At 45.2% G+C, this 24,322-nt stretch carries 23 protein-coding genes; 10 read left to right on the top strand and 13 right to left on the bottom strand.

Annotated features, from left to right (window positions below):
- Positions 1-509: 509 nt before the first annotated feature.
- The 3 genes from ACIQCO_RS26990 to ACIQCO_RS26980 all read left to right on the top strand — a co-directional run bounded on the left by ACIQCO_RS26990 (position 510) and on the right by ACIQCO_RS26980 (position 5,653).
- A complete protein-coding gene (locus tag ACIQCO_RS26990) occupies positions 510-2,132 on the top strand; it encodes an SWIM zinc finger family protein (protein ID WP_400435147.1) in 1,623 nt (540 codons plus the stop codon).
- Between the two features lie 13 nt (positions 2,133-2,145).
- Positions 2,146-2,304: a hypothetical protein gene (locus ACIQCO_RS26985; protein WP_400435145.1), complete on the top strand. Its 159-nt coding sequence runs from the start codon at positions 2,146-2,148 to the stop codon at positions 2,302-2,304.
- A 304-nt stretch (positions 2,305-2,608) separates the two neighbouring features.
- Positions 2,609-5,653: a DEAD/DEAH box helicase gene (locus ACIQCO_RS26980; RefSeq protein ID WP_400435143.1), complete on the top strand. Its 3,045-nt coding sequence runs from the start codon at positions 2,609-2,611 to the stop codon at positions 5,651-5,653.
- Positions 5,654-5,924: 271 nt separating this feature from the next.
- Here the strand turns inward: ACIQCO_RS26980 and ACIQCO_RS26975 are convergent, their stop codons facing one another.
- Complete coding sequence (locus ACIQCO_RS26975) at positions 5,925-7,043, bottom strand: 3D domain-containing protein (RefSeq protein WP_400435141.1); 1,119 nt, start codon at positions 7,041-7,043, stop codon at positions 5,925-5,927.
- A gap of 274 nt (positions 7,044-7,317) precedes the next feature.
- Complete coding sequence (locus ACIQCO_RS26970; RefSeq protein ID WP_400435139.1) at positions 7,318-7,728, bottom strand: hypothetical protein; 411 nt, start codon at positions 7,726-7,728, stop codon at positions 7,318-7,320.
- 229 nt (positions 7,729-7,957) lie between these two features.
- Between ACIQCO_RS26970 and ACIQCO_RS26965 the strand changes: the two genes are divergently transcribed.
- The 4 genes from ACIQCO_RS26965 to ACIQCO_RS26950 all read left to right on the top strand — a co-directional run bounded on the left by ACIQCO_RS26965 (position 7,958) and on the right by ACIQCO_RS26950 (position 11,025).
- Complete coding sequence (locus ACIQCO_RS26965) at positions 7,958-8,371, top strand: helix-turn-helix domain-containing protein (protein WP_400435137.1); 414 nt, start codon at positions 7,958-7,960, stop codon at positions 8,369-8,371.
- Positions 8,372-8,761: 390 nt separating this feature from the next.
- Positions 8,762-9,505 carry a transporter substrate-binding domain-containing protein gene (locus ACIQCO_RS26960; RefSeq protein ID WP_400435149.1) on the top strand — a complete coding sequence of 248 codons (744 nt, stop codon included), beginning with the start codon at positions 8,762-8,764 and terminating at the stop codon, positions 9,503-9,505.
- Between the two features lie 95 nt (positions 9,506-9,600).
- On the top strand, positions 9,601-10,248 hold the full coding sequence (locus ACIQCO_RS26955) for an amino acid ABC transporter permease (RefSeq protein WP_400435135.1): 648 nt from the start codon (positions 9,601-9,603) through the stop codon (positions 10,246-10,248).
- 39 nt (positions 10,249-10,287) lie between these two features.
- Complete coding sequence (locus ACIQCO_RS26950; RefSeq protein ID WP_400435133.1) at positions 10,288-11,025, top strand: amino acid ABC transporter ATP-binding protein; 738 nt, start codon at positions 10,288-10,290, stop codon at positions 11,023-11,025.
- Positions 11,026-11,371: 346 nt separating this feature from the next.
- Here ACIQCO_RS26950 and ACIQCO_RS26945 read toward each other — a convergent pair whose 3' ends face one another.
- Complete coding sequence (locus tag ACIQCO_RS26945; protein WP_400435131.1) at positions 11,372-12,241, bottom strand: RNA polymerase sigma-70 factor; 870 nt, start codon at positions 12,239-12,241, stop codon at positions 11,372-11,374.
- Positions 12,242-12,246: 5 nt separating this feature from the next.
- Positions 12,247-13,545, bottom strand: coding sequence for a phytoene desaturase family protein (locus ACIQCO_RS26940; RefSeq protein WP_400435129.1), 1,299 nt, complete (start codon positions 13,543-13,545; stop codon positions 12,247-12,249).
- A 270-nt stretch (positions 13,546-13,815) separates the two neighbouring features.
- Here ACIQCO_RS26940 and ACIQCO_RS26935 point away from each other — a divergent pair, with 270 nt between their 5' ends.
- On the top strand, positions 13,816-14,028 hold the full coding sequence (locus ACIQCO_RS26935; RefSeq protein WP_400435127.1) for a hypothetical protein: 213 nt from the start codon (positions 13,816-13,818) through the stop codon (positions 14,026-14,028).
- Here the strand turns inward: ACIQCO_RS26935 and ACIQCO_RS26930 are convergent.
- Positions 14,025-14,249, bottom strand: coding sequence for a hypothetical protein (locus tag ACIQCO_RS26930; RefSeq protein ID WP_400435125.1), 225 nt, complete (start codon positions 14,247-14,249; stop codon positions 14,025-14,027). The two genes, ACIQCO_RS26935 and ACIQCO_RS26930, sit on opposite strands and share 4 nt — an antisense overlap.
- Positions 14,242-14,610, bottom strand: coding sequence for a single-stranded DNA-binding protein (locus ACIQCO_RS26925; protein WP_400435123.1), 369 nt, complete (start codon positions 14,608-14,610; stop codon positions 14,242-14,244). The genes ACIQCO_RS26930 and ACIQCO_RS26925 overlap by 8 nt, the downstream gene beginning before the upstream one ends.
- A gap of 245 nt (positions 14,611-14,855) precedes the next feature.
- Here ACIQCO_RS26925 and ACIQCO_RS26920 point away from each other — a divergent pair, with 245 nt between their 5' ends.
- Positions 14,856-15,287 (top strand): YwpF-like family protein, encoded by a 432-nt coding sequence (locus ACIQCO_RS26920; RefSeq protein ID WP_400435121.1) that lies wholly within the window; start codon positions 14,856-14,858, stop codon positions 15,285-15,287.
- A gap of 63 nt (positions 15,288-15,350) precedes the next feature.
- On the opposite strand, the gene fabZ is transcribed toward ACIQCO_RS26920, so the two are convergent.
- The 4 genes from fabZ to spoIIID form a co-directional block, all read right to left on the bottom strand.
- Positions 15,351-15,785 carry a 3-hydroxyacyl-ACP dehydratase FabZ gene (fabZ, locus tag ACIQCO_RS26915; protein ID WP_400435119.1) on the bottom strand — a complete coding sequence of 145 codons (435 nt, stop codon included), beginning with the start codon at positions 15,783-15,785 and terminating at the stop codon, positions 15,351-15,353.
- Between the two features lie 158 nt (positions 15,786-15,943).
- Complete coding sequence (locus ACIQCO_RS26910; RefSeq protein ID WP_400435117.1) at positions 15,944-16,264, bottom strand: DNA-directed RNA polymerase subunit beta; 321 nt, start codon at positions 16,262-16,264, stop codon at positions 15,944-15,946.
- A gap of 378 nt (positions 16,265-16,642) precedes the next feature.
- A complete protein-coding gene (gene mreB, locus ACIQCO_RS26905) occupies positions 16,643-17,644 on the bottom strand; it encodes a rod shape-determining protein (RefSeq protein ID WP_400435115.1) in 1,002 nt (333 codons plus the stop codon).
- A 270-nt stretch (positions 17,645-17,914) separates the two neighbouring features.
- Complete coding sequence (gene spoIIID / locus ACIQCO_RS26900) at positions 17,915-18,187, bottom strand: sporulation transcriptional regulator SpoIIID (protein WP_007086083.1); 273 nt, start codon at positions 18,185-18,187, stop codon at positions 17,915-17,917.
- Between the two features lie 771 nt (positions 18,188-18,958).
- Here spoIIID and ACIQCO_RS26895 point away from each other — a divergent pair.
- Positions 18,959-19,273 (top strand): MGMT family protein, encoded by a 315-nt coding sequence (locus ACIQCO_RS26895; RefSeq protein ID WP_400435112.1) that lies wholly within the window; start codon positions 18,959-18,961, stop codon positions 19,271-19,273.
- 172 nt (positions 19,274-19,445) lie between these two features.
- On the opposite strand, the gene ACIQCO_RS26890 is transcribed toward ACIQCO_RS26895, so the two are convergent.
- The 3 genes from ACIQCO_RS26890 to ACIQCO_RS26880 form a co-directional block, all read right to left on the bottom strand.
- Positions 19,446-21,488 carry a penicillin-binding transpeptidase domain-containing protein gene (locus ACIQCO_RS26890; RefSeq protein ID WP_400435110.1) on the bottom strand — a complete coding sequence of 681 codons (2,043 nt, stop codon included), beginning with the start codon at positions 21,486-21,488 and terminating at the stop codon, positions 19,446-19,448.
- 219 nt (positions 21,489-21,707) lie between these two features.
- Positions 21,708-22,544 carry a stage II sporulation protein SpoIIQ gene (gene spoIIQ / locus ACIQCO_RS26885; protein WP_400435108.1) on the bottom strand — a complete coding sequence of 279 codons (837 nt, stop codon included), beginning with the start codon at positions 22,542-22,544 and terminating at the stop codon, positions 21,708-21,710.
- A 484-nt stretch (positions 22,545-23,028) separates the two neighbouring features.
- Positions 23,029-24,267 (bottom strand): nuclease-related domain-containing protein, encoded by a 1,239-nt coding sequence (locus ACIQCO_RS26880; protein WP_400435106.1) that lies wholly within the window; start codon positions 24,265-24,267, stop codon positions 23,029-23,031.
- Positions 24,268-24,322 lie beyond the last annotated feature (55 nt).

Genomic DNA, 24,322 nt, shown 5'->3' with positions numbered 1-24,322 from the left:
TTTTTTTGAGGGTTTTGGCTACTTTTTTGAGTGTTTTGGCTACTTTTCAGGGGCTTTTGGCTATTTTTTTGAGGGTTTTGGCTACTTTTCAGAGGGTTTTGGCTATTTAGACATTTACTGGAAAATACAACAGTTATAAAAACCATTTTTTCTCCCCTTTTTTACTAGAAAAAATCTTAGACTTGGAAGATATACCCCCTTTGGATTATTTGAGGTATTCCCTGCGTGGATACCTCTTTTTTTTCTATTTTAATAGTAAACTAATTCTTCAATGATTTGGCTTTTTCCTTTTTTCCACACCTCCCCCTCCTCTAATAGCGGTTTTTTGGGTATAATAAAGGAATATGGATTTTTTTAACGTGTTTACCGTTTTATTAATGATCGTTATTTTTCAATAGAGGGGCTGCGGTCCTAATGGGGCAGCCTTCGGGATATATATTTTTTTAAAAAAACAGGCTGCGGCCTTTGCGTTTACGATTTTTATTTTTCAAAAAAAGGGGGCTGCGGCTTTGGAGGCGACACAACAGATACTAAGCCTGGCCGATGAGCTTGGCGAATTATTGCATCCAAATACGGTCGAGGATGCGAAGCTTGTGCAAAAGGGCTTGATGCTGTACCGGCAAGGGCTGGTTACGCAATTACATATTTCGGATGAAACGGCGACGGCGACGGTGCAGGATGTGACGCCGGTCAAGGTTCTGCTTGATTTCACCTTTTTAGGGATGAGCGAGTGTTCATGTCCGACGGAGGGGCTATGCCGGCATCAAATGGCGGTGTTTTTCAGTGCTTATGCCCGGTCTGGGGCAGGCAGTGTGGGCGATTGGGTGACAGGGTGGCGCGAGCCGATTCGTGAGCAGAAGGCTGCTGCGGGCTGGGGGATGAAGACGGCGAAGGATTTGATCAAGGCGAACGGAGTGCTTCAGCCGGATTACAGCCGCTGGGTCCACTCGTTTGAGGTGAGTTTTGATACACTCCTTGCTTCGAAAAAGTACACGAGCCCCTTTGTGATACCGGAGCTGTTTGGGATTTACGAGCGCCGGATCCATGCCAGTGCCCCGGTGGAGCAGGAATGGCGCCTGTTGTATGAGCTTGTTGCGATTGTCGTATCGTTTCGGAAGCTGGCGGTGCTGGCTGAGCAGTTTGACCACAAGGAGGATGTGGTCAAGCGGGCCTATCTCCATTTGTTCCATAATATGATGGATGACGCCGAGGAACTTGCTCATAAAATTGGTGTGCAGACGACGCCGTTTGCCTTTGATGAGTTTATCGAGAAATTAAAGGACGATGCCATCGAATTATTGACGGCCTCACACGGGCTTGAATATGAACGGATCTTTTTGTACCGCTTGTTATGGGTTCATTTTTTCAAAAAAAAGCCTTGGCGGGAAGAGGAATTAGAGAGGATTCGGGTGCGCGGCAAGGAGCTCCAGGATTGGGAGAATCCCGTGCCGCTGGCGGTGGCGACGATTCATTTGAATCTTTTGCTCCAGCATGATGAGCTGGCCTTAAAATTGATGGCGCAAATTAAGGATGATCTGTTCACACCATATTTGGTTTATTGGATTGATTATTTGAGTCAGCTGAAGGCGTGGAGACGGGCTGGGCCTGTGATTGAGATATTCGTGCACAGGGTCAAGGGGTATTTAGAGCATCTGGGTGCCTATCATAGCTGTTCCGTGTTTTCGCGCAATGCGCTTCGTTCGATTATGAAGTACTGTGCGGAAAATGACCGGCTGGATTTGTACGAACGGGCGCTGCTCGCGATGCTTCCTTATAGTTTTGCTGATTATGAGTATTTGCTGTTCGAGCGTCGGCAGTACGACCGCTGGGGTGAGCTTCAGGCGCTGGCGGGTTTCGATTATTACGATTTGCCGAAGGACCGTGTGAAGCTTGTCGAGAAGGAGCGGCCCGAGGTGCTGCTAGCGATGCTCCATCAGACCGCCCAGCGAGAGATTGATCAGAAGAATCGCGCCAGCTACCGATTGGCGGTCAGGCATTTGAAAAAACTGCGGACACTGTACAAGAAGCTGAAACGCGTCGACGACTGGCAATACTTCATCGACACCCTCCTCGAGCGGACAAAACGGCTCCGGGCCTTCCATGAAGAATGCAGTCGGAGCAAGCTGATTTAGTCCGGTGGGGGTGGTGTCATGGGTTGGGTGTCAGGCACCGCTCGCAGGGTGGGTGTCAGGCACCGCTCGTGAGTCTGGTGGGGGTGGTGTCATGGGTTGGGTGTCAGGCACCGCTCGTGGACATTTGTCCGCCTGGGGTGGACACTTTGATGGAAATATTATGATTCGCTGATAAAATTGAAAATTCGCCGATAAACATACAAAATTCGCCGATAAATCAGATTTACTAGCCAATACGTGTAATTTTACACCATATTAGTGATTTTTTTGGAGGAGAATTGTGGTTTAAAACAACATTCTTGACGATAACAGCCTTTTTTATAGAGTTTTGTCTATTTTAATAAAGGTTTTGTCTATTTTTAAAGGGGTTTTGTCTATTTTCGGAGGGGTTTTGTCTATTTAGACATTTTCTGGGTATCCAAACGGCTCTTTTGCCATTATACGTCCCTTCCCCACTAAAAGGAGTACGCTGTACGATGCTGAATACAAGGTTTTTGAAATTGCTGACAACTAAATTAGGAGATGGCCGCTTCCTGCTTACGGCCCAAGATGTGCGTGGTCATTTTCGGGCTCCGTCGATGTGGAAGAACCTCGTTTTTAGCAGTCACGCTGAGAGCTTCTTCGGGACGGTGCTTGAGTCGGAGAAAGTGGACGGCGTTGAAGGGGTTGTGGTCAGCGGCTGGCAGCTGGTCTCGCTTTTTGCCAAGGAGTCGTTTAATCGCTTCATCGAATGGGACTGGAATGAGGAGTCTGAGATTTGTCTTGCCTCCTCCCTCGCCCTTTATGAAGGCATCTTGGAGAAAGACTGGCTCCCGGACTTTTCGGTGTGGGAGCACGGCGATTTCCGCTGGAAGCTGCCGGAGCGGGTCAAGGATGAATTCGCTCCGTCCTTTTGGGAGCAGGAAATTGCAGATGAGACGAGGGTCCAATCTGAGGTTGGACTTGGCGGGTCGAACCGGCCGGGCACGGCTTTCGAAGATAAAACTGCCGGGCCGAACCGGCCACACACGGCTTTCGATTATCTCTCCGATTTGTACAATAGCGCCCTCGATGCCTATTTAACCCGGAATTCAGCGATGAAAGAGCTGTTCGGGCCGAAGCTCGACTTATTGAAAAGGCAAAACATTTCTGGCGGCGAGCTTGCCCGTTATTTTGATGAGGAAAGCTGGCTCGAGTGGGTCGGCATTAAGGAAAGCGACACGCCGTTTACGATCGGGCTCCGGTTAGATGAACCAATCAATGGTGAAGGCGCGTGGACACTGGATGCTTTTTTGCGTGGTAAAAAAAATGTCGATGAGATTTATGATGTTGAGGGTGCCGCCAAGATTCCTGCGAAGTGGCGCCCATTTTTGGAGAAGGTTGACCACGAGCAGGCTCGGTGGGTGCGGCTGATCCCTTGGCTTGGTGAGAACCATGGGGATATCGTGGATACGGCCGAGGCCGATTTGGCCGCCGCCGCCGCGCAGGATCGACTGAAAACCCATCTTACCGAGGAAGAAGCCTGGATGTTCCTAACCGAGGCCAGTGAAACGCTGGTGGCGCTGGACATTGAAATCCTCCTCCCTTCCTGGTGGCAAGCGATGAAAAATGCCAATTTGAAGGTGAAGGCGTCGCTGAAAGGATCGTCCAGCCACCGTCCGTCGTTCGTTGGCCTGCAGGCGATGCTCGATTTCAACTGGCGTTTTTCAATGAACGGTGTCGACTTGTCCGAGGATGAGTTCGGCAAGCTGGTTGAGGAAAAACGACGGCTTGTTTATATCCGCGGCCGCTGGGTCAAGCTGGATCCGCAGTTCATCCGCCAAATTCAGGATTTGATGAAGCGGGCAGAAAAGGAAGGCCTTCATGTCCGCGATTTGCTGGAACAGGAGCTGGTGGAATCGACCGCTACGGAAGATGAGCTCGAAAATCCCAAGGCTTTTGCAAAAATTCAAATCGAATTGAACCGCCAATGGAAGCAGATGGTCAAGCAGCTTTCGGAAGTGCATGAAATTCCGTTGGTGGACGTACCTTCAGGGCTGAACGGTGAGCTTCGTCCTTATCAACATCTTGGCATGAGCTGGCTCTGGTTCTTGCGCCAGTACGGCTTCGGTGCCTGCCTTGCCGACGACATGGGCCTCGGCAAAACCGTTCAGCTCATCTCCTATTTGTTGAAAGTGAAGGAGATCGTTGGGGATGAATTGACGGTGGTGCCTGACACCCCTCCTGCCAAAACCCGTCGCAAAAAGGAGGATGAGGCTGTCCCTGCCAAGGTTCCGACGAAGGCGGCGCTGATTATCTGCCCGACTTCGGTGCTCGGGAACTGGCAGAAGGAGCTGGAGCGCTTTGCTCCGGAGATGCAGGTGTATTTGCATTACGGTTCGAACCGGCTGAAGGAAGAAGCTTTTTCCGAAAAGGTTCAAGCTGCCGACGTCGTTCTGACTTCCTACGGGCTGAGCCACCTTGATGCAGCTGAATTCGAGTCGATGATTTGGAGTTCGATCGCGATTGACGAGGCGCAAAACATCAAGAACGCGCAGACGAAACAATCGAAGGCAGTTCGCAGGCTTCGGGGCCGCCATCACATCGCACTGACCGGAACGCCAATGGAAAACCGCTTATCCGAGCTGTGGTCGATTTTTGATTTTACCAATCACGGTTATTTAGGGAGCTTAGGGCAATTTCAGAAAAAGTTCGTTATCCCGATTGAAAAAGATGAGAAAAAGGAAAAAGTACAGCAGCTTCAAGGGTTAATTCGGCCATTTTTGCTGCGCCGCACGAAAAAGGATGAAGAGGTTGCGCTCAACCTTCCAGACAAACTGGAGCAAAAAGAATACTGCCCGCTCACGGCTGAACAGGCGTCGTTGTATGAGCAGCTCATCCACGATACGTTTGCCGAGATTGAAAAACTGTCTGGTTTCGAGCGCAAGGGGTTAATTTTACAAATGCTTAGCCGCTTGAAACAGCTATGTAACCACCCTGCACTTTATTTGAAGGATAAATCGGCGGGGCGTGAGCTTCTCAACCGCTCTAATAAAATGGAGAAGCTTGTCGAACTGATTGGCTCTGTTTTGGACCAGGGCGAGAGCTGCTTGATTTTTACTCAATATATTGGAATGGGTGAAATGATCAGCGCCGCGTTGAAGAAGAAGTTTGGCGTAGAAGTTCCGTTCTTGAATGGCAGTGTGCCGAAGACGCAGCGGGATACGATGATTGAGCGCTTCCAGAACGGCGAGTTTCCGGTATTCCTGCTGTCCTTGAAGGCCGGCGGAACTGGGCTGAACTTGACAGCGGCGAATCACGTCATCCACTACGACCGCTGGTGGAATCCGGCTGTCGAGAACCAAGCAACCGACCGGGCTTACCGGATTGGCCAATCCAGATTCGTGCACGTGCACAAGCTGATATGCACCGGAACGCTCGAAGAGAAAATTGACGCCATGCTTGAAAAGAAACAACACCTCAACGACCAAATCATCACCAGCGAAAACTGGATCACCGAACTTTCGACAGACGAGTTGAAGGATTTGGTGTACTTGGGGTGAGTGGTGAGGGTGTCAGTTGAGGGTGTCAGGCACTATTTCCCTAATAGTGGAAATTGGTGTCAGGCACCGCTCATGGACATTTGTCCGCCTGGGGTGGACAGTGGTGTCATGTCCCATCCTCCGGACTCTATCCCCCCTGCAAGCAAAAAGAAATCCAACAGCTTTTGCAGCTGTTGGATTTCTTTTTGTTTATGGCTTTATTTGGCCGAGTTCTATTTGTTTGACTGGCACAATATTTGGCATTTCCACAGTCAGCCTTGCGGGCGGGCTGCTATTCCAAAACAACAATTTTCACTGTTTTTCTGCCCCATTGCAGCGCTTGTGCTGTCGTAGGCAGTAACACGTCGATTTTATGGCCCTTGATGGCTCCGCCGGTATCACCAGCAACAGCCACGCCGTAACCTTCCACCCAAACTTTACTTCCTAGTGGAATAACTCTTGGATCGACGGCAATCAATTTCATATTTGGGTTGGCCTTAATATCGTAGCCGGCCGCAGTAATATGATAGGAATCCTCAGGTGTGTAGGCAGTGGCAGTTACGTACATTTCCTTGCCTTTTATGGCGATGCCCACATTGCTTTTTGCTGAAGAGGTGGACGAGCTTGAACGTGAGGTTGCTCGTGCACTTGCCTCTGCTTGTTCTCTAGCAATCTTTCCTTGGATATCTTTCATCTGCGATTCAATCCCTGCTTTTTCTTGTTCGGCAAGGGATGCCTGCTGGGCGATTTGATTGTATTTATCCTGCATCGCAGTCATGGCTTCTTGTCTTTTTTGCAGATTTTGATCTAGCTCAGCCTGCTGTTTAGCAATATCCTTTTGTTGATCCTCTAAAACTTGCTCTTGCTTATCTATCTCTTTTTTATCTAGTTCAATCTGTTGAAGATCTTCCTTCTGTGCTGTTAAAATGCTTTTGTCCGCATCCATTAATTCCGATGCCGCACTCGCACGCTGGATGAAATCTGAAATACTATTAGACTCAAAGAATAGGTTAATCATAAGATTAACACTATTATTTTGCTGCATGGCGACTGCCCGCTGCTTCATAATCCCTTTACGGCCAAGGATTTTGTCCTCGAGCTCGACAATCTCTTCTTTTTTCTTTTCGATGAGTTGGTTCGACTCGTCTATTTTCTCCTGAGTCGTTGCCATGGCTTCTTTGTTCTTTGTAATATAACTATATAGAGATTCTAACTCTTGCTGTATTTTTTGGATCTCTTTATTAACAACCTGCTTTTCTTGTTCCTTTTGCTCTACGATTTTTTGTTGGTCGTCAAGCGCCTGCTTGGCGTTATGTAGGGCTTCCTTACTTGTTTGTGCATATGTATTTGCAGTACCTGATACACATAACAGGGTTGTAAGTAACACGAGAATTATACGCTTAAACGTCATTTGCATACTCTTTCTCCTTTCCTTAGTACTATAGTTATATCAGAACAATATGCCAGTTATGTTACAAAAATATTAAAAGCGTATCACAATTTGTCTTATAACAGGAGAAAGCGCCACTTCTGTGTCATATTTGTGTCATTTTAAAGGGGTGGATGGAAAAAGGTTCCGGATGTGATTCCGGAACCTTTTTTATGCTGCCTTTTGTGGTGTCAGGCACCACTATCATCTTTTTAAAAGGTGCAAGGAGTGTGCTTTTCAGCCTCCCTATTAATCTCTACTCATCCTCTAATTCCCTGCCCACGTGCAAAACGCGCTCCTTCTTCTTTTTCCTTGCTATCATATTTCGATCCGGAAATATTTTTAAAAAAGTGACCTTGCTTCCTTCTTTAAAGGCAAAATTGGTAAATACATCGAAAACGTCTTTATCGGTTAGATTCTTATCGCCTGCTAAAAGCTGTAGTGACTTATTGTGGTACGTGAAATGGATGTTTTCTTCACAGAAGTGGATAGAAATATTTTTCCTGCTTCCAATGGGGATGGACTGATAGGGAGTAATCTTAGTTGTGTGGGTTGACTGTTTTGAAAGACAGATTGCATCGCTAAAACCGGGTTTACTCTTAAGCTGCAATTCTTTATTACGTTTTTTTGCACCAATAAATATTAATGAATGCTGAATTTCCTCCATGCAATAGGACCCCCCAATTTTACAAATACTTACACCATCATTTATTATTCGACGATAATTTACATTTTCCTTCAATTGGGGTTTTTCGAAATGACCATTTCTGCAACATCACCGCCCGTTGTGCACTATTTCCACAAATACAATTGCGCATTTTCTGCACATTTGGACATTGCCGCTCATTTATCCCGTTAAGTTAAAAACAATAAATGTTTTAATGGCGGTGATAACGATGTCTTTAGCAGTAAAATTGAGGAATCTTCGCGATAATCAAAACTGGTCGCAGAAAACGCTTGCCAAGATGATGAATTTACATCGGTCTAAAATTAGTCGCATTGAAACAGGAAAAGTTATTCCTGACTATCAAACACTGGTTAAATTTGCGGAAGTTTTTAAAATTGAAAAAGACTATTTGGTAATGGAACTGGAACAACAGAACCGCAAACCTGATAAAAAGGGATACATAGCAAAGGAAAGCTTAGAGGATCCTGAATTGGTGATGATATCCCAGCTTCTCGAAAAAGAACCAGAGTTAAAAAAGATCTTGATCGAGCTTCATTTAATGGCGCCAAGACGGAGAGCCTTCTACACAGATATAATCGTAAGCACAATTAAAGTTAACGAACGACACCCAGACAAAATGTAGCTGGCAGAGACGGCGCCTACCATTTTGGGAAAAAAACGGCAACTAGTGCCTGACACCTTTTGCTAAAAACTGGAGAAAGGTGCCTGACACCTTTTGAAAAAAATAACCAAGTCCAATTCATTTTGATGAGTTGGACTTTTTTTATCAATTTTTAGCGAAACATAGGGAATTTGAAGTATATGAGACAAACTTAGCGAATTTATAAGCATTCGTGAGGCCATTTACCCAGATCAACGGATACCAAGTATAAGCCTGTATTTTCCTCTCTTTTGACCATTTTAAGAATATTCAAAATATGTGATAAGCTTAAGTGTGTTACTTAAAAAATGAATAAGAGGGGGAGTTTTTCAAGTGAAATTTCTAGCGAAAGGGATGTTAGTGCTGACTTTGATGTTTTCGCTTGCGGCCTGCGGGAGCGACAAAACATCGACGGATGGAATGAATTTGGTTGATGGCGGCAAGTTTACCTTCGCTGCTTCAGGTGAGTTCAAACCATTTAGTTATGTGGAAAAGGATGGCAACATGATTGGATTTGACATTGATGTTGCCGAGGCTGTTGCCAAGGAACTTGGCCTCAAGCCGGTCCAGAAAAAATTTAAGTTCGGCGGAATTGTGGAAGGCGTTAAATCGGGACGCTTTGATGCGGCCGTCGCCAGCCACACCATCACAGAGGAGCGCTTAAAAGCGGTCAATTTCTCCACACCATACTACTACTCAGGACCGCAGATCTTTGTCCGGCCCGACAGCACATTTAAAACCCTCGATGACCTAAAAGGTAAAGAAATTGCCGTATCAAAAGGTTCCACCTATGCAGAAATTGCCGCAAAAATCACCGACAAGATTATTTTGCTCGACAGCGATGTCAATGCGCTTGAAGCCCTGAGCAAAGGAAAGCATGATGCCGTTATCACTGATTTCGTCACAGGGAAAGAAGCGATTGGCGCCGGGATGAAGATTGCCGGAAAAGAGCTGCTCGGACGCAGTGAACAGGCGATTGCCGTTTCCAAGAAAAACGACAAGCTTCTGAAAGAAATTAATAAAGCGCTCGAAAAACTCCGTGAGAATGGGACATTGACTGAAATCAGCAAAAAATACATCGGCGAAGACATTACGAAAGATCCGGAAAAGGAATAACTGTTTCAATGGAGGAAGCATGATATCGGGTTGTTCCAAGAGGAATAACGGCGGCGGCGAATGACCCCCTACTCCCCAGGAAAGGAGGAATAGCCTTGGAATGGCTCAATCAATTTATCGATTCCTATCCGGTTTTTCTGAAAGGAATGCTGCTGACGTTTGAACTGACAGCGGTCGCCATTTTTATTGGTATTTTTATCGGTTTATTTTTTGCCTTTTTAAAAATATCAAAGATTAAAATTCTCGAGTGGATTGCCGATTTGTATATCTTTCTGATTCGCGGCACGCCGCTGATTGTCCAGATTTTCGTTTTCTACTATGGCTTGACTTCATTAAATATTTCGCAATTTTCGGCGGTGGTGCTGGGGCTTGCCTTCCATAACGGCGCCTATATCGCTGAGATTTTCCGCGGCGCCATCCAATCGATTGACCGCGGGCAGATGGAAGCAGGCCGCTCATTGGGAATGAACTTGAAACTGACGTATCGGAGAATTATCCTGCCCCAAGCGCTCCGCCGGGCGATGGCGCCCCTCGGAAATCAGTTCATTATCGCCCTGAAGGACTCTTCGCTTGCTGCCTTCATCGGCATGTACGAGCTCTTTAACGTCGCAACAACCTACGGCTCCAATTCGTTCGACTACATGACCTACCTATTAATTGTTGCCGTTTATTATCTAATCCTTGTGTTTATTTTTTCCATCCTTTTACGTTACGTCGAAAACCGCATGGTCATCAGCGACTAGCCTTGCCAAAAAGAATTTTTTAAAGAGGAGGAAAATCCTATGGCTGATTCCATCATGGTAAAGGTTGAAACGCTCAATAAATCATTTGGTGATCTTCATGTTTTAAAGGATATCGATATGACCGTGAATGATCGGGAGGTCGTTTGTTTAATCGGGGCCAGCGGTTCGGGGAAAAGTACACTCTTGAGGTGCCTAAATTTCCTCGAGGTCAAGGATAGCGGCACGATTTTTATTGGCGGTGAGAAAGTGGAGGAAGCCACCCATGACCTTAACCAGGTCCGGACAAGGGTCGGCATGGTGTTTCAACACTTTCAGCTTTTTCCGCATATGACCGTCATTGAGAATATTATCGAGGCGCCTATCCATGTGAAAAAAATCCCCAAAGACCAGGCGGTTCAAGAGGCAAAGGAGCTACTCGCGAAAGTCGGTCTCAGCGACAAGGAAACCGTCTATCCCGGCAAGCTGTCCGGCGGCCAGAAGCAGCGGGTTGCCATCGCCAGGGCGCTCGCGATGAAGCCTGATGTCATGCTGTTCGATGAGCCCACTTCCGCCCTTGACCCTGAACTCGTTGGCGAGGTGCTTTCCACCATGAAAAAGCTCGCTTTAGAGGGAATGACGATGGTCGTCGTTACCCATGAAATGGGCTTCGCCAGGGAAGTTGCCGACCGGGTTGTCTATATGCACGACGGCAGGATTGTTGAGGTTGGACCTCCCGACAAATTGTTTGGCAGCCCCACCGAGCAGCGGACAAAGGATTTCTTGGATTCTGTTTTGTAAAAATCCAATCAGATAAATTTAAAGGTGAACATCGAGGAAGCCGCTGACACGAGTTCAGCGGCTTCTTTTTTTAAGGCTGTTTTCGTAAAGAATGTTGTTATAACCCTCATTACGCTTTCAAAAATCGTTAAAATGGTGTAAAATTACACCTTATTAATAAGTGGAACAGATATATCAGCGAATTTTGGATGTTTATTAGCGAATCTACAATTTTATTAGCGAATTCGACCGATTTATTAGCGAATTTTCAATTTTATCAGCGAATCAATAAAAGCAACAATCTATTAGAAAAGAACCTTTTTAAAAAAATAAACTTGGCTGTTGTCTTACAAGTACTTCTGTTTTTCTATGTTCTAATTTGCAAGTGTCCAAGTTTATCTGGATTCGCAACCATATAAATCCGAGCGATTTGGTTGGCCTCGAATTCAAACGAAAGCACATATCCAACATAACCATTTATCGTTAAGACCACACCAGGACCCCCGTTTACCTCTTTAAATTCTAGTTTATAGTTTTCAGGAAGTTGTTTAAGAATACTTGAGAATAGAGAGACGATACGCTTTGATGTGTATATTGGTTTCATTGCAGTTGTTACCTTACCGCCGCCATCAGCGATAAATACAGCATCAGTTCGTAATAATTCCAGCATTTTATCAATGTTTCCTTTTTGAAAGGCAAGAGTAAACTGCTCAATACTGGACTTCATGGAGTGGAAATCAAGTGTGGACGTTTTCGGACTGTTAGTAATGCCCTTTTTTGACCGATGGTAGATCTGCCTGCAGTTGGTTGGGGATTTCTCCACGATATCTCCAATTTCTTCATAACTGTACTGAAATACTTCTCGTAAAAGGAAAACAGCACGTTCCACCTCCGATAACTGCTGCAAAAGCAGAAGATATGCTGTTGAAATCGATTCCTTCATCAAATAAAGATGAGAAGGTTCGTTTGCTTCTGCGACAATGGGTTCAGGCAGCCACTCGCCAACATAAACCTCGCGCTTACTAGCCGCAGATCGCAATTTGTCTATTGAGCTGTTCATTACCATCCTGCATAAATACGCTTTTTCATTTTCAATCTTCTTTTCGTTAGCTAAACGGCTAAACGTAAGGAATGACTCTTGGATAATATCCTCTGCATCCATGACACTCCCGGTCATTCGGTAAGCAATCGAAAACAACAAAGGTTTGTAAATTTGGTAGAGCTCAGCAGTTTCCAAAACGGTTACCCTTCTTTCACTAAGAACAGTTCGTTCGTTTTTACTATCTGTAGCGCGGCACGCTTCCCGCTGGCAACAGCAGCATCTGCTAATACTTCTTCATGTCCACACCAATCCCCTGCAATATATATGCCTTTCATTTGCGGTATGGCTGGCCCCGGATTTCCACTTCGTTTCAAATGAGGAAAATCATGAACGACAGTCATTTTTGGTAAAAATTGTTGTTCTACCACATCCTTTCTCCAATCAGGATGAAGCAAATCCATAGCTGCCTCTAATTGCTCTTTATCTGCTTGTGGATGAATGGATTGATCGATAGGGTTATGGTATTTAACTAGGCTCACAACGATTGTGCCATTATCACTTAGTTTTGCTGCTCTGGATTGATTTGTGAAAAACAATGATTGATCAAGACCTAAGACAAATTGATGATGAGGATTAGGCAATTTTTTCATACCTAAATCCAAGCAGCATGCGGTAACCGGAATTGCCTGTTCGGTCCATGTCCGCAGTGATGTGTGGTCTGAACCATTAATCATATTCAATGTTTCTTTCGGGGGAGCGGTTATGATGCAGTCAGGGACCGTAAATACCTCCCCATCTGAACATCGTATGCTTTGAAACTGTTCATGATGTTCAATTTCTATTACAGTTTTACTGTTGAAAAATTCCACATCAGCCTCTGCTGCCTGTTTCTTTAGCTTTTGAATGATCGTTTCCCAACCACCGTCCACGTATAAGACTCCGTCTAACCCGCGTTTCACCTGCTTCAAAACTGGTTTTGCCCGCTGTACTGTTGGAGCGCTGGTATAAGTGGTCAATCGGCATAATGAATAAAAAATATGCCTTACCATTGGGTCGCTAATTTCCGCTTCTGCCCAGTCACTCAAACTTATCTCTGGAATGGAATCGAAGTTGCCCTTCATAAGCTTCAACATTAATTTCGAAAAAACGATTTTAGCTTTCCATGATAAAAGTGACGATGACAAAATGGAAGAAAAATTAGTTGGGATTGTATAGACTGCACTTTTCCAAATTCCTTGAATTTGAACCGACTTTGAGGCATCTTCACCCGGAAGAGTTATCCCTAGTTCTGTTAGAATCTTCATTGCCTGCCCTTCTAAATACAAGCCATGGGCTCCTAAATTCATCAGAACTCCATTTTTATCATTGGTCATCGCTCTTCCGCCGAGGCGGTTTGATTTTTCCAACACCACTACCTTTTTTCCAACTCTGGCCAAAAAATTCGCTGCTGTCAATCCAGCAAGCCCTCCACCGATAATCGCCACATCAAAGTTATTCATAAAAAATCCCCTCCTACATTTTGTTCTGTAATCAAAACGAATAAGGTGGGGTTTTTGTGACATCATTGATAAATGATTCGTAAAAAATCAAAGAAGCCGCTGATCCATTAGGTTCAGCGGCTTCTTTTTAAAAAAACAGGGGGGTTTTTCTGTTAGTTTTCCCCGTCTGGTGAATTTTAAACCTATTTATAAAAAAAATCCCGGCAAATTTCTGCCGGAAAAAATTGAGGACGCATCGGGGAGATGTTTGATTCTCTTTAACTACTAATATTGGCTGCGGAGGAAATTTTTCATAACACTCGCCAGCAAGCGACTCAAATGGTGCAAAACAGGGGCGATTTGTTTGAATGGCTTTGGCATCGGCGTTTTTTTTTGAATGGCATTCGCACTGGCGACTTTTATGTGCAGTGGCAAAACGGCCATAGCGATATTTTTAAATTTCATGGACAGGAGCGAATCGGTCATAGCGATTTTCCAGCTTAAACGTGAACGGGAATATTTTCTGTAGATTTATGTGGATGTCTGGAGTAAATTCTGATGGGGCCTGTTTCCCTGTGTTCAAACTGCTGCTCCTTTATAATCGATTCCAGCTGGCTGACGCGTTTTTGCAGACTGTCGACATTATGATTGGCTTTTCCGACCATCTTAATTAAACTTTCAAGCAGCTGCTCCAATTTGTAGGCATCGTCATCATGATTAACCAACCGGCACTTCCTCCCTTTTTTGCTCACTGCCCGCGGCAATCGGTTTTGGGCCTAAGAAGCGGATTGTTTCGGCAATTACCTCGGTGACGTACACCCTTTTCCCCTCTTTATTCTCGTAATTCCGGGTTTGCAATCTGCCCGTGATCCCGACGACGGAACCCTTGCGGCAATATTGGTTCGTGTTTTCGGCGGCCTTGCGCCAAAGTGTGCACTGAACAAAATCGGCGTCAATCTCACCATTGTGGTTCCGGTAGTGGCGATTCACCGCTAGCGTTATGTGGGCAACCGACGTCCCTTCTGCCGTCGTTTTTAAATCCGGGTCCCTGGCCAGTCGACCGACAAGTGTGACCTGATTGATCATGTTTACATCTCCTTTTCGCTTGATGGTTTTAGCATAGCTTTTTGGCTCCATGGATGTAAAACAGTGAAAAGGTATTTATCGAGGCTGCTTACGCACGAAAATCATCTTATCAAGGGGGTTTTGGTTATATTTCGTGGGTCTTTTGACTCACTACCACACTTATTCAAATTTCGACAAATATTTTTCGACATTTGCTTCTGGCTAACGTGTGTTATAATTTAGGAAAAAATAAACAGGAGGCCGCCATGAAATCTTTTAAGTTATACTCATTGGAAGTTGTCGATGACGACAAGTCGGTGGAAGTTCCGCTAACAGATGGCTTGATTATCAATAAGGAAGACGACCGCTACACTTGGCTGCTTGAGGCTTATACAGATCTGTCCCTCTATGATTATTTTGAAAAAATATCCGAACAAAACCGCGACATTATCGTCGAAGCCGTTATTACCAAGAAAGAAAACGACCCTGCCTATTTTCAAACGAAAATTTGTTCATTGACGAAGTTTGAAAATCATATCAGCGTTTTGTTCGAGGGCCATCTGCGCCGTAATAAAAGTGACTACGCAGAGCTATTGCTCGATGTCCTCCTTCAAAAGGGCCTGAATGGTCCCGAACTTCTCCAGGAATTCCGTGAAAAAATGATGAGCAAGCCGAAGATCAAAGTGAATAATCGATGAGGTTGGCAGAAAAAAAACAGGCTTCGCATTTTTTATAAATACGAGACCTGTTTTTTTCAACTTTTATTCCTTTTTTCCCCCAAGTGCAAAGGTAATTTCCGCTTCGCAGGCAATTTCGCCGTCAACTGTCGCAACTGCTTTGCCCTTGCCAATCGGTCCGCGCAAGCGTACAATTTCGACTTCAAGTCGAAGTTGGTCGCCCGGCTTCACCTGCTTCTTAAACCGGCAATTGTCAATTCCGGCAAAGAACGCCAGCCGGCCGCGATTTTCCTCTTTTTTCAAAACAGCGACAGCCCCGACCTGCGCAAGTGCTTCAACGATTAACACGCCAGGCATGACTGGATAATCAGGAAAATGCCCATTGAAAAATTCTTCATTGGCGGTAACATTTTTAATTCCAACCGCTCGTTTTCCTTCTTCCACTTCCAAAATTCGATCGACCAGCAAAAACGGATAACGGTGCGGAATAATTTCTTTAATTTGATCAATATCAAGCATGCGATTTAGTACCTCCTAATAAGAACAAGTATTATTACCTATTCTACTATTAATCGTGCACAAAAGGGAAGGGCTATCTCACCCTTCCCCATTATTAATACTGTCATAAAAGCGGCCGGGTTATTTCTTTGCCCCATCTTTGCACAAAGTCCCCCAGCCTATTCCCTTTTATCCACTAAATCACGAATATGTGTCCAGGTAGACTCCTTAAATATATCTGCGACTTTCCCATTCCCAAGGACACCGTAACCAACGGCAGCACCAGACGTCACCCCGACGAGGATGGATATAATCAAAAGAAGAAGACGAAGCCAAATTGGAATCAGGCGGATGCGGATTCGTTTATTTTTTTGTGATGCCGCCTTTTCCCCGTTTGCCTTCTTCTCGTGGACATTTATCTTTTGCTGCGATTCAAATTTTGCCTTTTTGTATTCTTCTCTCGTTTTCGCCTGTTCTTGGCTTAAATTATTTACAGACATTTATTTAATCCCCTTTGGCAGAAATCCGTACAAACGCCGGCCCCGGTCCCAGTTTATTAATACATATAATAACCATTTATAGTTTTTATCTCTTTTTTTAAAAAATTTCCTTGTAATTATTCTATTATAAAATATTATTCCTCATTACAGGTTAACTTTTTGCAGAAAAAAGTCAATCCCTGCAAAAAATGTGCAATATTTGCCGATTCCACCATTTTTCCACGGGGGTGAAAACCCGGCGAATTCCAGGCAAAATAAAAAAGCCCAATGACCAAGGCTTGTTCCGCCTGTTTCATTAGACTTTTTGTGCACGATGAAACCTTGCTGGTCGAAAAGTCTACGGCAGCGGTTCCTCGTTCTATTTTTTTAAAAATGTTCTTACCCTAACTTCCGGTTCGGAATCCGGTCAATATTATCAAGCATGATGCCTGTTCCGATTGCCACGCAGTCCATTGGATTTTCCGCCACAAGGACTGGAACTTTAAGCTCGTCAGCAAGGAGCATGTCAATGCCGTGAAGCAAGGCCCCGCCTCCGGTTAAAATCACGCCGCGGTCAATAATATCGGCAGAAAGCTCTGGCGGAGTACGCTCAAGAACACTTTTTGCAGCCTGAACGATAACAGCGACCGATTCGCGCAATGCGCCCTCGATTTCCTCAGAACGAACGGTTATCGTACGCGGCAGACCGCTTACCATGTCACGGCCGCGGATTTCCATTTCTTCCGAGCGTGAACCTGGGAAAACAGTACCGATATTGATTTTAATATTTTCAGATGTGCGTTCACCAATCAACAGCTTGTACTCGCGCTTGATGTAGTTGAGAATTTCCGTGTCGAACTTGTCGCCGGCCATTTTAATGGAAGAAGAAGTGACGATATCGCCCATTGAAAGAACAGCAACATCCGTCGTTCCTCCACCGATGTCCACTACCATATTTCCGCTTGGCTGGAAGATTTCCATCCCGGCGCCAATTGCGGCCACCTTCGGCTCTTCTTCAAGATAAATCTTTTTGCCGCCGCTTTTTTCTGCAGCTTCCTTGATCGCCTTTTGCTCAACGCTGGTAATGTTCGTCGGGCAGCAGATCAAAATCCGCGGCTTCGATAAAAAGCCTTTCACGTTTAACTTATTAATAAAATGCTTCAGCATTGCTTCTGTTACGTCAAAGTCAGCAATGACGCCGTCTTTCAACGGGCGGATTGCGACAATATTCCCCGGTGTACGACCGACCATGCGGCGGGCCTCTTCACCAACCGCCAGAACTTTGTTTGAATTCTTATCAATTGCTACGACAGATGGCTCATTCAAGACAATTCCACGGCCCTTCACGTGAATTAACACGTTCGCCGTTCCCAAATCAATTCCAATATCCCTTGCAAACATTCTCTTTTCTTTCCTCCTCAAAGCGGAATTCCACATGCATTTCCTAATTGTTTATTGTATCATATTCAATAAAATTTCCATACTTTTAATATAAAAAGTTGTAAATTTTTGCAGAATATTGTCGGAATAGTTGGGAAATGGAAAAATCTTTATTGGTGAACGGGGTTGGTTGAAATAAAAAAGCCAGTTCGAGATGCCGAACCAGCTGCACAGTGAAACCCTTTTCAATTTTAATTTGGATTTTTTCGATTCCTTCCTATGAGGCTTTACTTATTTGACAGCCTCGCCTTCCTTTTCTTCTTTTTGATATTTCATTTTGGTCGCCTCTCCACCCCGGAGGTGACGGATCGATTTATGATAATCTAGAATTTCTTTTACCTCGTTTGCCAGCTCTGGATTAATTTCAGGAAGTCTCTCGGTTAAATCCTTATGGACTGTACTTTTGGATACGCCAAACTCCTTCGCAATCACGCGAACCGTTTTCCTCGTCTCCACGATATACTTTCCAATCTTGATAGTTCTCTCTTTGATGTAATCGTGCACACTCTCGCCCTCCCTAATATGGATGTGAGAAGTGTGAAATAAGGGCCCGCTTATCACCTCGACCAATACTGCTCCGCACACTGTCCGCCCCACACTGTCCACTTCACGCTGTACACCCCACGCGGACAAATGTCTTTTTGTGGTGCCTGACACCAATAACACTATTTACACCATTTACACTATGCGGCTGAAGGTATGTAACCTTCTGATTTACAATGAATAATCATGTCCCCGACTGGATACCCGCTAACTTCAAACGACTCCTCACCTCAAACACTCTCTTTGTAAAGGTTTGTAACCATTTTATTAGCTTGGATACGGGTTTATGCACAAAATCCACATTCTGGACTAGTCCATTCCAGAGTCATTTGAAAATAGGACAATTTTACTTTTTTCGACATCCCGCTAAAAGCCCGCTGCGCCTGCGTTTTCCCTAGGAAATACACTGGCCGGCGCATTATTTCCTGAGAAATTTGTCGAGCGAAATAATTATTCTAAATGCTGAAGACGTGGGAGTTTCTCGTAAAAACTGATTTGGCATTCCAGATGACATTTTTCCATTTTAATACATTTAGAGGTCACGACCTATTATTGCGGTGTGTGTATGGAGCCGTTCTTAATCTAGTTTAATTTCTGCGACAACTGGCTATTCAGATCCGTTTTGCGACAATCTGCCCCTTTTCCATATGAAATTAATCCCTTTTGCCATTATAATAAAATGGTTATCTAGGTCGATTTATTGAATATGTACAATTGTGGGGGAATTTTACCGTGACACCATTTACCGAAAACGTAATTGAAATCATCCGCAGTATTCCCGAGGGCAAGGTGATGACCTACGGCCAGATTGCTGGGCTTGCTGGAAGCCCGCGTGCTGCCCGCCAGGTCGTCCGCATCCTCCATTCCATGAGCAGGGCGCATCGCCTTCCTTGGCACCGCGTCATTAATGCTAAGGGGCAGATTGCCCTTCAAGATGATGAGTCTTACAATGAACAGCTCCTGTCGCTTGAGGCTGAGGGTGTGGAAATAGGTTTGAACGGGGTAATTGATTTGGGGAAATATCAGTGGAGGCCTCATAACAAATAAAAAATAGATGCGGGAAGCACTTTTTTCAAAAAAGTTGCCCGCATCTATTTTTGTTGATTGTTTGGAAATGCAGTCCGGACGGGACCGGCGTCTGTCCCCTTACGTCCCATGGAGCTGAGACACAGCGCCTGTCCCCGTGTCCCACACCGGGTGCCTGACACCACTTTCCAAATTATCTCAATTTCATGTAGATGTTTTTTACTTTTTCCACAGGTATCTGTGAGCCGCCGCGCCCCTCGACATCTTCGACCATCATCGCGATCATGAGGCTTGGCACGTTTGTATTGTAGGCGATGAACCAGCCGTTTTCCGTTCCGGTTTCGCCTTGCTTCTGCTTGATCTCCGCGGTGCCTGTTTTTCCAGCAAGCGGGTAGTCCGCCATCTCCGCGCGATGTGCCGTCCCGCTCGCATCTGCGACCACCTTCCGTAAATCAGCGGCAATCAGCCCGGCCTGTTCGCCAGAAACCAGCGCCTCCTTCAGCACCTGGGTCCGCTGCTCTGTGTCCAGTAAAATTGGCTTAATCATATTGCCATTATTGACAAACGGAGTATAGGAAGCTAACAAATGAACAATGCTCATTTGGATTTGTCCCTGACCATAACCAGAGTCAGCGAGCGCAATTTCGCTCCCGAGATCGCCTATTGTTGATGTCGCAAGCGGGTAAGGAAAGTCAAACTTCTCTTCAAATCCAAACTTCTTCAGTCCGTCCGTAAATGCATCTTTCCCAATTTTCAACGCCGACTGTGCGAAATAAATATTATCGGAAAACACGAGTGCTTTTTCCAGATTTACTGGCTCAGTCCCCACGTGCACCCGCGTTACAAAGTAGCCGCCCCACGATTTATCCTTTTGCCATTTCGGCCCAAGGATGGCCACCTGCTCTTCCGGATTGACCGCCCCGCTCGTGAGTCCCACTGCCGCTGTGATTGGTTTCATCACAGACCCTGGCGCATAACCTTGCGTAAAACGCGTTGTTAACGGCTGGCGCGCATCTTCTTGCAGTGCTTTCCACTCATCTGCTGAGAAGCCAAGCGACGCTTGGTTTGGATCAAATGACGGGCTGCTGACAAGCGCCAGCGTTTCCCCGTTCACAGGGTTCATCGCTGCCGCTGTGCCTGCAGGTGCCCCTCCTGCCGAGTTCGCAGCGTCCGCTCCGCCAATCTCCGCACTCAATTCCGCATAGATCACTTCCTGCAAATCAGCATCAATGGTCAGCTTGACGTCCTTCCCGTCGACGACTGGCTTTTCCGCGAGCACCACATCATCAAAGTTACCCTTCTTTTTAATGATGATTTTGACGCCGCTTTCTCCCTTCAGCTCTTCGTCCAACACCTGTTCAAGGCCTCTTTTTCCAATCACGTCCTGACTGGTGTAGCCCTTGTCCTTCCGCTTCGCCAGCTCGTCCGCCGTAATCGCGCCGACATAGCCCACAAGCTGCGCCGCCGCCTCCTTATAAGGGTAAATCCGCGCATCCACCTTCCGCGTCTGCACCGGCCCGAGTGCGATCAGCTGTGCAACCCGGTCCTTGTCCTCCATCGACACCTTTTTCAGCGGCACAAATAGCCCGGGCTTCACCCAGCTCGCACTCAGCGCCTTGTTAATCTGCTCTGGGGTCATTTTTAACAGCGAAGCTAGCGGATCGATTTCAGACGCCGCAAGCTTGCCAGCCACCACACCTACCTCATACACCTGACCATTCGCCGCCAGGCCCGAGCCATTGCGGTCGAGAATCTCCCCCCGTTTTGGCGTGATGGTGCTTAAACCAATCGTGTCCCCTTCCTGCAATTTTGGAAAAATATATTCAGTATTCCAGTCTACATACCAGTTCTTCTTATTGTCTCGTTCTTCCTTTTGCAGCTGAGCTTTCTGGGTGAATTGAATCGTTCCTGCGATGCTGTTCATTTTAGCGTTAAAAGAATAGCGGGCTTGTTCTTGATCCTCCTTTTTATCCTTTTTTGGCCTTTTGAAGTCAATCTTGAGGTCAGTAATCTGAAGGTCTTCGTAGATTTTTTGATAGCGGCTTGTAAATTCTTCTTTGGTGATTTTCTCTTTCGCATCATTTGAAAGGTAATCATACATCTTAGCAAACTTTTGCTGCTTCCATAGAGCTATGTACTCGGCGAATCGATCCTCTGGCGTCGGCTCCTTACTGCAGCCAGCAAACACAAAAACCAGCAGCAAACCAAAAACCAACAGCCCCGCAAACTTCCTCAACCAAACCCCCTCCTTTTAAACACCATTCTAACATATATGCACGTACAAACAGTAGTAATACAATAAAGGGTGTCAGGCACCACAAAAAGACATTTGTCCGCATGGGGTGGACACTGCCGGTGGACTCTCTGGGTGCAAGCACCGTTTGGGGCTTTTTTTCGATTTCCTTTTGGAGACAAAAAAAAGAGGAAAGTATTCCCCTTCCCCTTTGGTACGATTTTATGAGTTTTTCTTTTCTGTCGTGTTTGTTGTTTCGTCTTGTCCGTCAGAGGACTGCTCGTCTTCTGCAGACTTCTCTAGGTCTTCAAGCTTTTGCTGTGTTTTTTGGCTTGGAGCCTCGATTGATTTTTTCTCGTTCAAAGACTTGGATTCCTGTAAAGCGCTCAACGATTTTCCAAAGTAGCTCGTTGGGTTTACAGCCACGCCGTCTTTACGAATTTCGAAATGCACATGTGTTCCAGCTTTTTCATTAAACAAGCTTTGCCCAGCCTTGGCAAGGACGTCGCCCTGTTTTACTTGCTCGCCAGCCTTAACCTTTATGTCTTTAACCGATTGATATTGCGTGACAATCCCATTATCGTGTTCGATTTCAATGACATTTCCTAGAACAGGGTCATCTTCGACACGAACGACAGTCCCGCTTAATGATGCAACAACATCAAAGCTTTCGCCGTCCTTCACGGTAACGTCGATACCAGTGTTTGGCTGATACTTATTGTTGTAAAAAACTAACGCCGCTTCCTGGTCTTCTGTTTTTCCATTGAAATCATAGAATTTCATTTTCACTACTGCGTCATCAGCCTTAGCCACCGGCATTTTGAAGCTTTCCAATGGTTTGTTAACTTCAACAGCTTTCGGCGGGTTCTTTTTGCCAGTGAGATCAGTAGAGTTATAATTGTACTTGTCTGTGTCACTGCTGCTCGCTTGGTACCATAGAACCCCGGTTAAAATGATAGCTGCACTTGCGATATAAATAGCTGGAAATACCCAACGCTTTTTGAAAAAGCGTCTTACGCTGGAACTTTGAGAAGATCGTTTGTTTTCTTCCTCTCTCATTTTCATCACCTCAGCAATCATTCTGAACAGATAAGTAGAATTATATACACTAGTCAAAAAAATTTTTTAAAACTTATTTTTCGACAGTGGCAAAGTTTTTATGCATGAAGGTGAAAATTATTTTTTCCAGCCTAAAAGAATAAGCATTCCAATGGCTCTGCAGACGGTTGTACTGGCTTGTACACCTCAGTTTGGCTTCAGTCAGGCCTGCCCTCGAGTTGTTTCTCCGCACCTCCCAATTCCCGTGTCCCTCTCTTTAATAGAGTCCATGATTTTGTATGTTTTGATAGTCTTGGCTTGGGGTTGTGATTGTGGGTTACGCCACCGATTATGGACCAGTCTTGTTCCCTATTGCAGCAGACTCTTGGGTTTTGGGTTGCGCCTCCGTTAATGGAATAGTCTTGTTCCCTATTTGCAGCAACACCTTGGCATTTGGTTTATGCCTCCGTCCATTGCGCTAGCTTCAAATCCCATATGCAGCCCTCTACGGCCTTGCTTGGCAGCGGTTGTCACCGGGCTGTGGCTGATAATATACCCGATCTTTATATTTTCCTGTAAAAGGTAAATTCATTGTGGATAGAATTTTTCCTGCAACACTAATGGAATCAATATGAAGGAATGCCCGGAGCTCAGCGTTTGTAATCGTTGGTTTTATTAAAAGAAAATAATCGTCAATTGCCGGTATATGTGCTGTTTTGGACTTCATGTCACATTTCGGACAGCACCAAGTTCCATACCGATAATCCATTGGTATAAAGTTACAAGTTGGACATTTAACTCCGGTGGGGATTTCAATTGGAGATAGGTTGAATTGTTTTAAGATATCTGGATTTTCCGGAGTGTGTTTCGAAAGCAGGAGACGTTTTAGTTTTCGCAGCTCTTTTGCATCTAGTTTATCATTTTGATGATAATTTGCTAATTGGTCTATTTTCTCTATCAAGACCTCACTATTGCAAATATGACGGGTGATAGGTTCGTTTCCGGGGTCCGATAGGATTAGAGTTTTTTCATTACTATTTACAAAAAGATAATGAACCGGAATATCCTTGAAATTATGGTCCTCTAACCAGCCTTTTAGCTTCCTTGATTGCAGCTGCGCCTGCAAAACGGGATTTCTGATTCTTTCCGCCTGCCCATTCCGTTTACAGGTAGCCTGATTAAATTCCTTTTCAAACTTCAATTCACCGCCCCTGTTTTTCACCTCAAGCACTAAGGCAAAGGCCGCGCAAATAACGAGAAAATCAATTTGGAAAAAGAAGCCCCTGTATTGCAGGCGAATACCATGGTAAATTTGGTATTTTGAATCAGAAAGCATACTTAAGTGAAAGTACATGGATTTCTCTCCCCGCTGCCCTGCCAGCCGGCTTTTATATTCGTTCATGACATCCGGCCATACAGGATGCTGGGCAGAGATTCTGTTAAGTAGTACTTCTAATTTTTGAATTCTCAATGATGGGGAACATTCTTCGATCAATGACATCAGTCCTTTCCTTTTAGGTTCTATTTCTCTTGTTCCCTTCCATTTTCCTGCAAAAATCGACATGAATTTATGTCTATTTCGTGGATATTTATTGGACTTATCCATTTTATTTTTACTTTGAATGGTGGTACTGTCGGGATCTGGGGATTTACTGTCTGATTTTGAGGATTTACTCTTCGGTTTTGGAGATTTACTGTCTGGTTTTGACTTTTTACTGTCCACTTTTTCTCTTTTATTATCCACTCCCCAAAATCCACCCGCAAACAAGTAAAAAAACCAGGCGGGCAGCCTGGCTCAG

The sequence above is a fragment of the Neobacillus sp. NPDC093127 genome (genome assembly GCF_044754175.1).
Lineage (GTDB): Bacteria > Bacillota > Bacilli > Bacillales > Cytobacillaceae > Neobacillus.
This window is presented reverse-complemented; position numbering and strand designations above follow the sequence as displayed.

What these genes read in the sequence shown, in the direction of transcription:
- ACIQCO_RS26910 (WP_400435117.1), bottom strand. Translation starts at nt 16,264, where the DNA reads ATGTCTGTAAATAATTTAAGCCAAGAACAGGCGAAAACGAGAGAAGAA.
- ACIQCO_RS26920 (WP_400435121.1), top strand. Translation starts at nt 14,856, where the DNA reads ATGAAATCTTTTAAGTTATACTCATTGGAAGTTGTCGATGACGACAAG.
- ACIQCO_RS26970 (WP_400435139.1), bottom strand. Translation starts at nt 7,728, where the DNA reads ATGGAGGAAATTCAGCATTCATTAATATTTATTGGTGCAAAAAAACGT.
- ACIQCO_RS26925 (WP_400435123.1), bottom strand. Translation starts at nt 14,610, where the DNA reads ATGATCAATCAGGTCACACTTGTCGGTCGACTGGCCAGGGACCCGGAT.
- ACIQCO_RS26980 (WP_400435143.1), top strand. Translation starts at nt 2,609, where the DNA reads ATGCTGAATACAAGGTTTTTGAAATTGCTGACAACTAAATTAGGAGAT.
- spoIIQ (WP_400435108.1), bottom strand. Translation starts at nt 22,544, where the DNA reads ATGAGAGAGGAAGAAAACAAACGATCTTCTCAAAGTTCCAGCGTAAGA.
- ACIQCO_RS26960 (WP_400435149.1), top strand. Translation starts at nt 8,762, where the DNA reads ATGTTTTCGCTTGCGGCCTGCGGGAGCGACAAAACATCGACGGATGGA.
- ACIQCO_RS26940 (WP_400435129.1), bottom strand. Translation starts at nt 13,545, where the DNA reads ATGAATAACTTTGATGTGGCGATTATCGGTGGAGGGCTTGCTGGATTG.
- ACIQCO_RS26965 (WP_400435137.1), top strand. Translation starts at nt 7,958, where the DNA reads ATGTCTTTAGCAGTAAAATTGAGGAATCTTCGCGATAATCAAAACTGG.
- ACIQCO_RS26975 (WP_400435141.1), bottom strand. Translation starts at nt 7,043, where the DNA reads ATGACGTTTAAGCGTATAATTCTCGTGTTACTTACAACCCTGTTATGT.
- mreB (WP_400435115.1), bottom strand. Translation starts at nt 17,644, where the DNA reads ATGTTTGCAAGGGATATTGGAATTGATTTGGGAACGGCGAACGTGTTA.
- ACIQCO_RS26950 (WP_400435133.1), top strand. Translation starts at nt 10,288, where the DNA reads ATGGCTGATTCCATCATGGTAAAGGTTGAAACGCTCAATAAATCATTT.
- fabZ (WP_400435119.1), bottom strand. Translation starts at nt 15,785, where the DNA reads ATGCTTGATATTGATCAAATTAAAGAAATTATTCCGCACCGTTATCCG.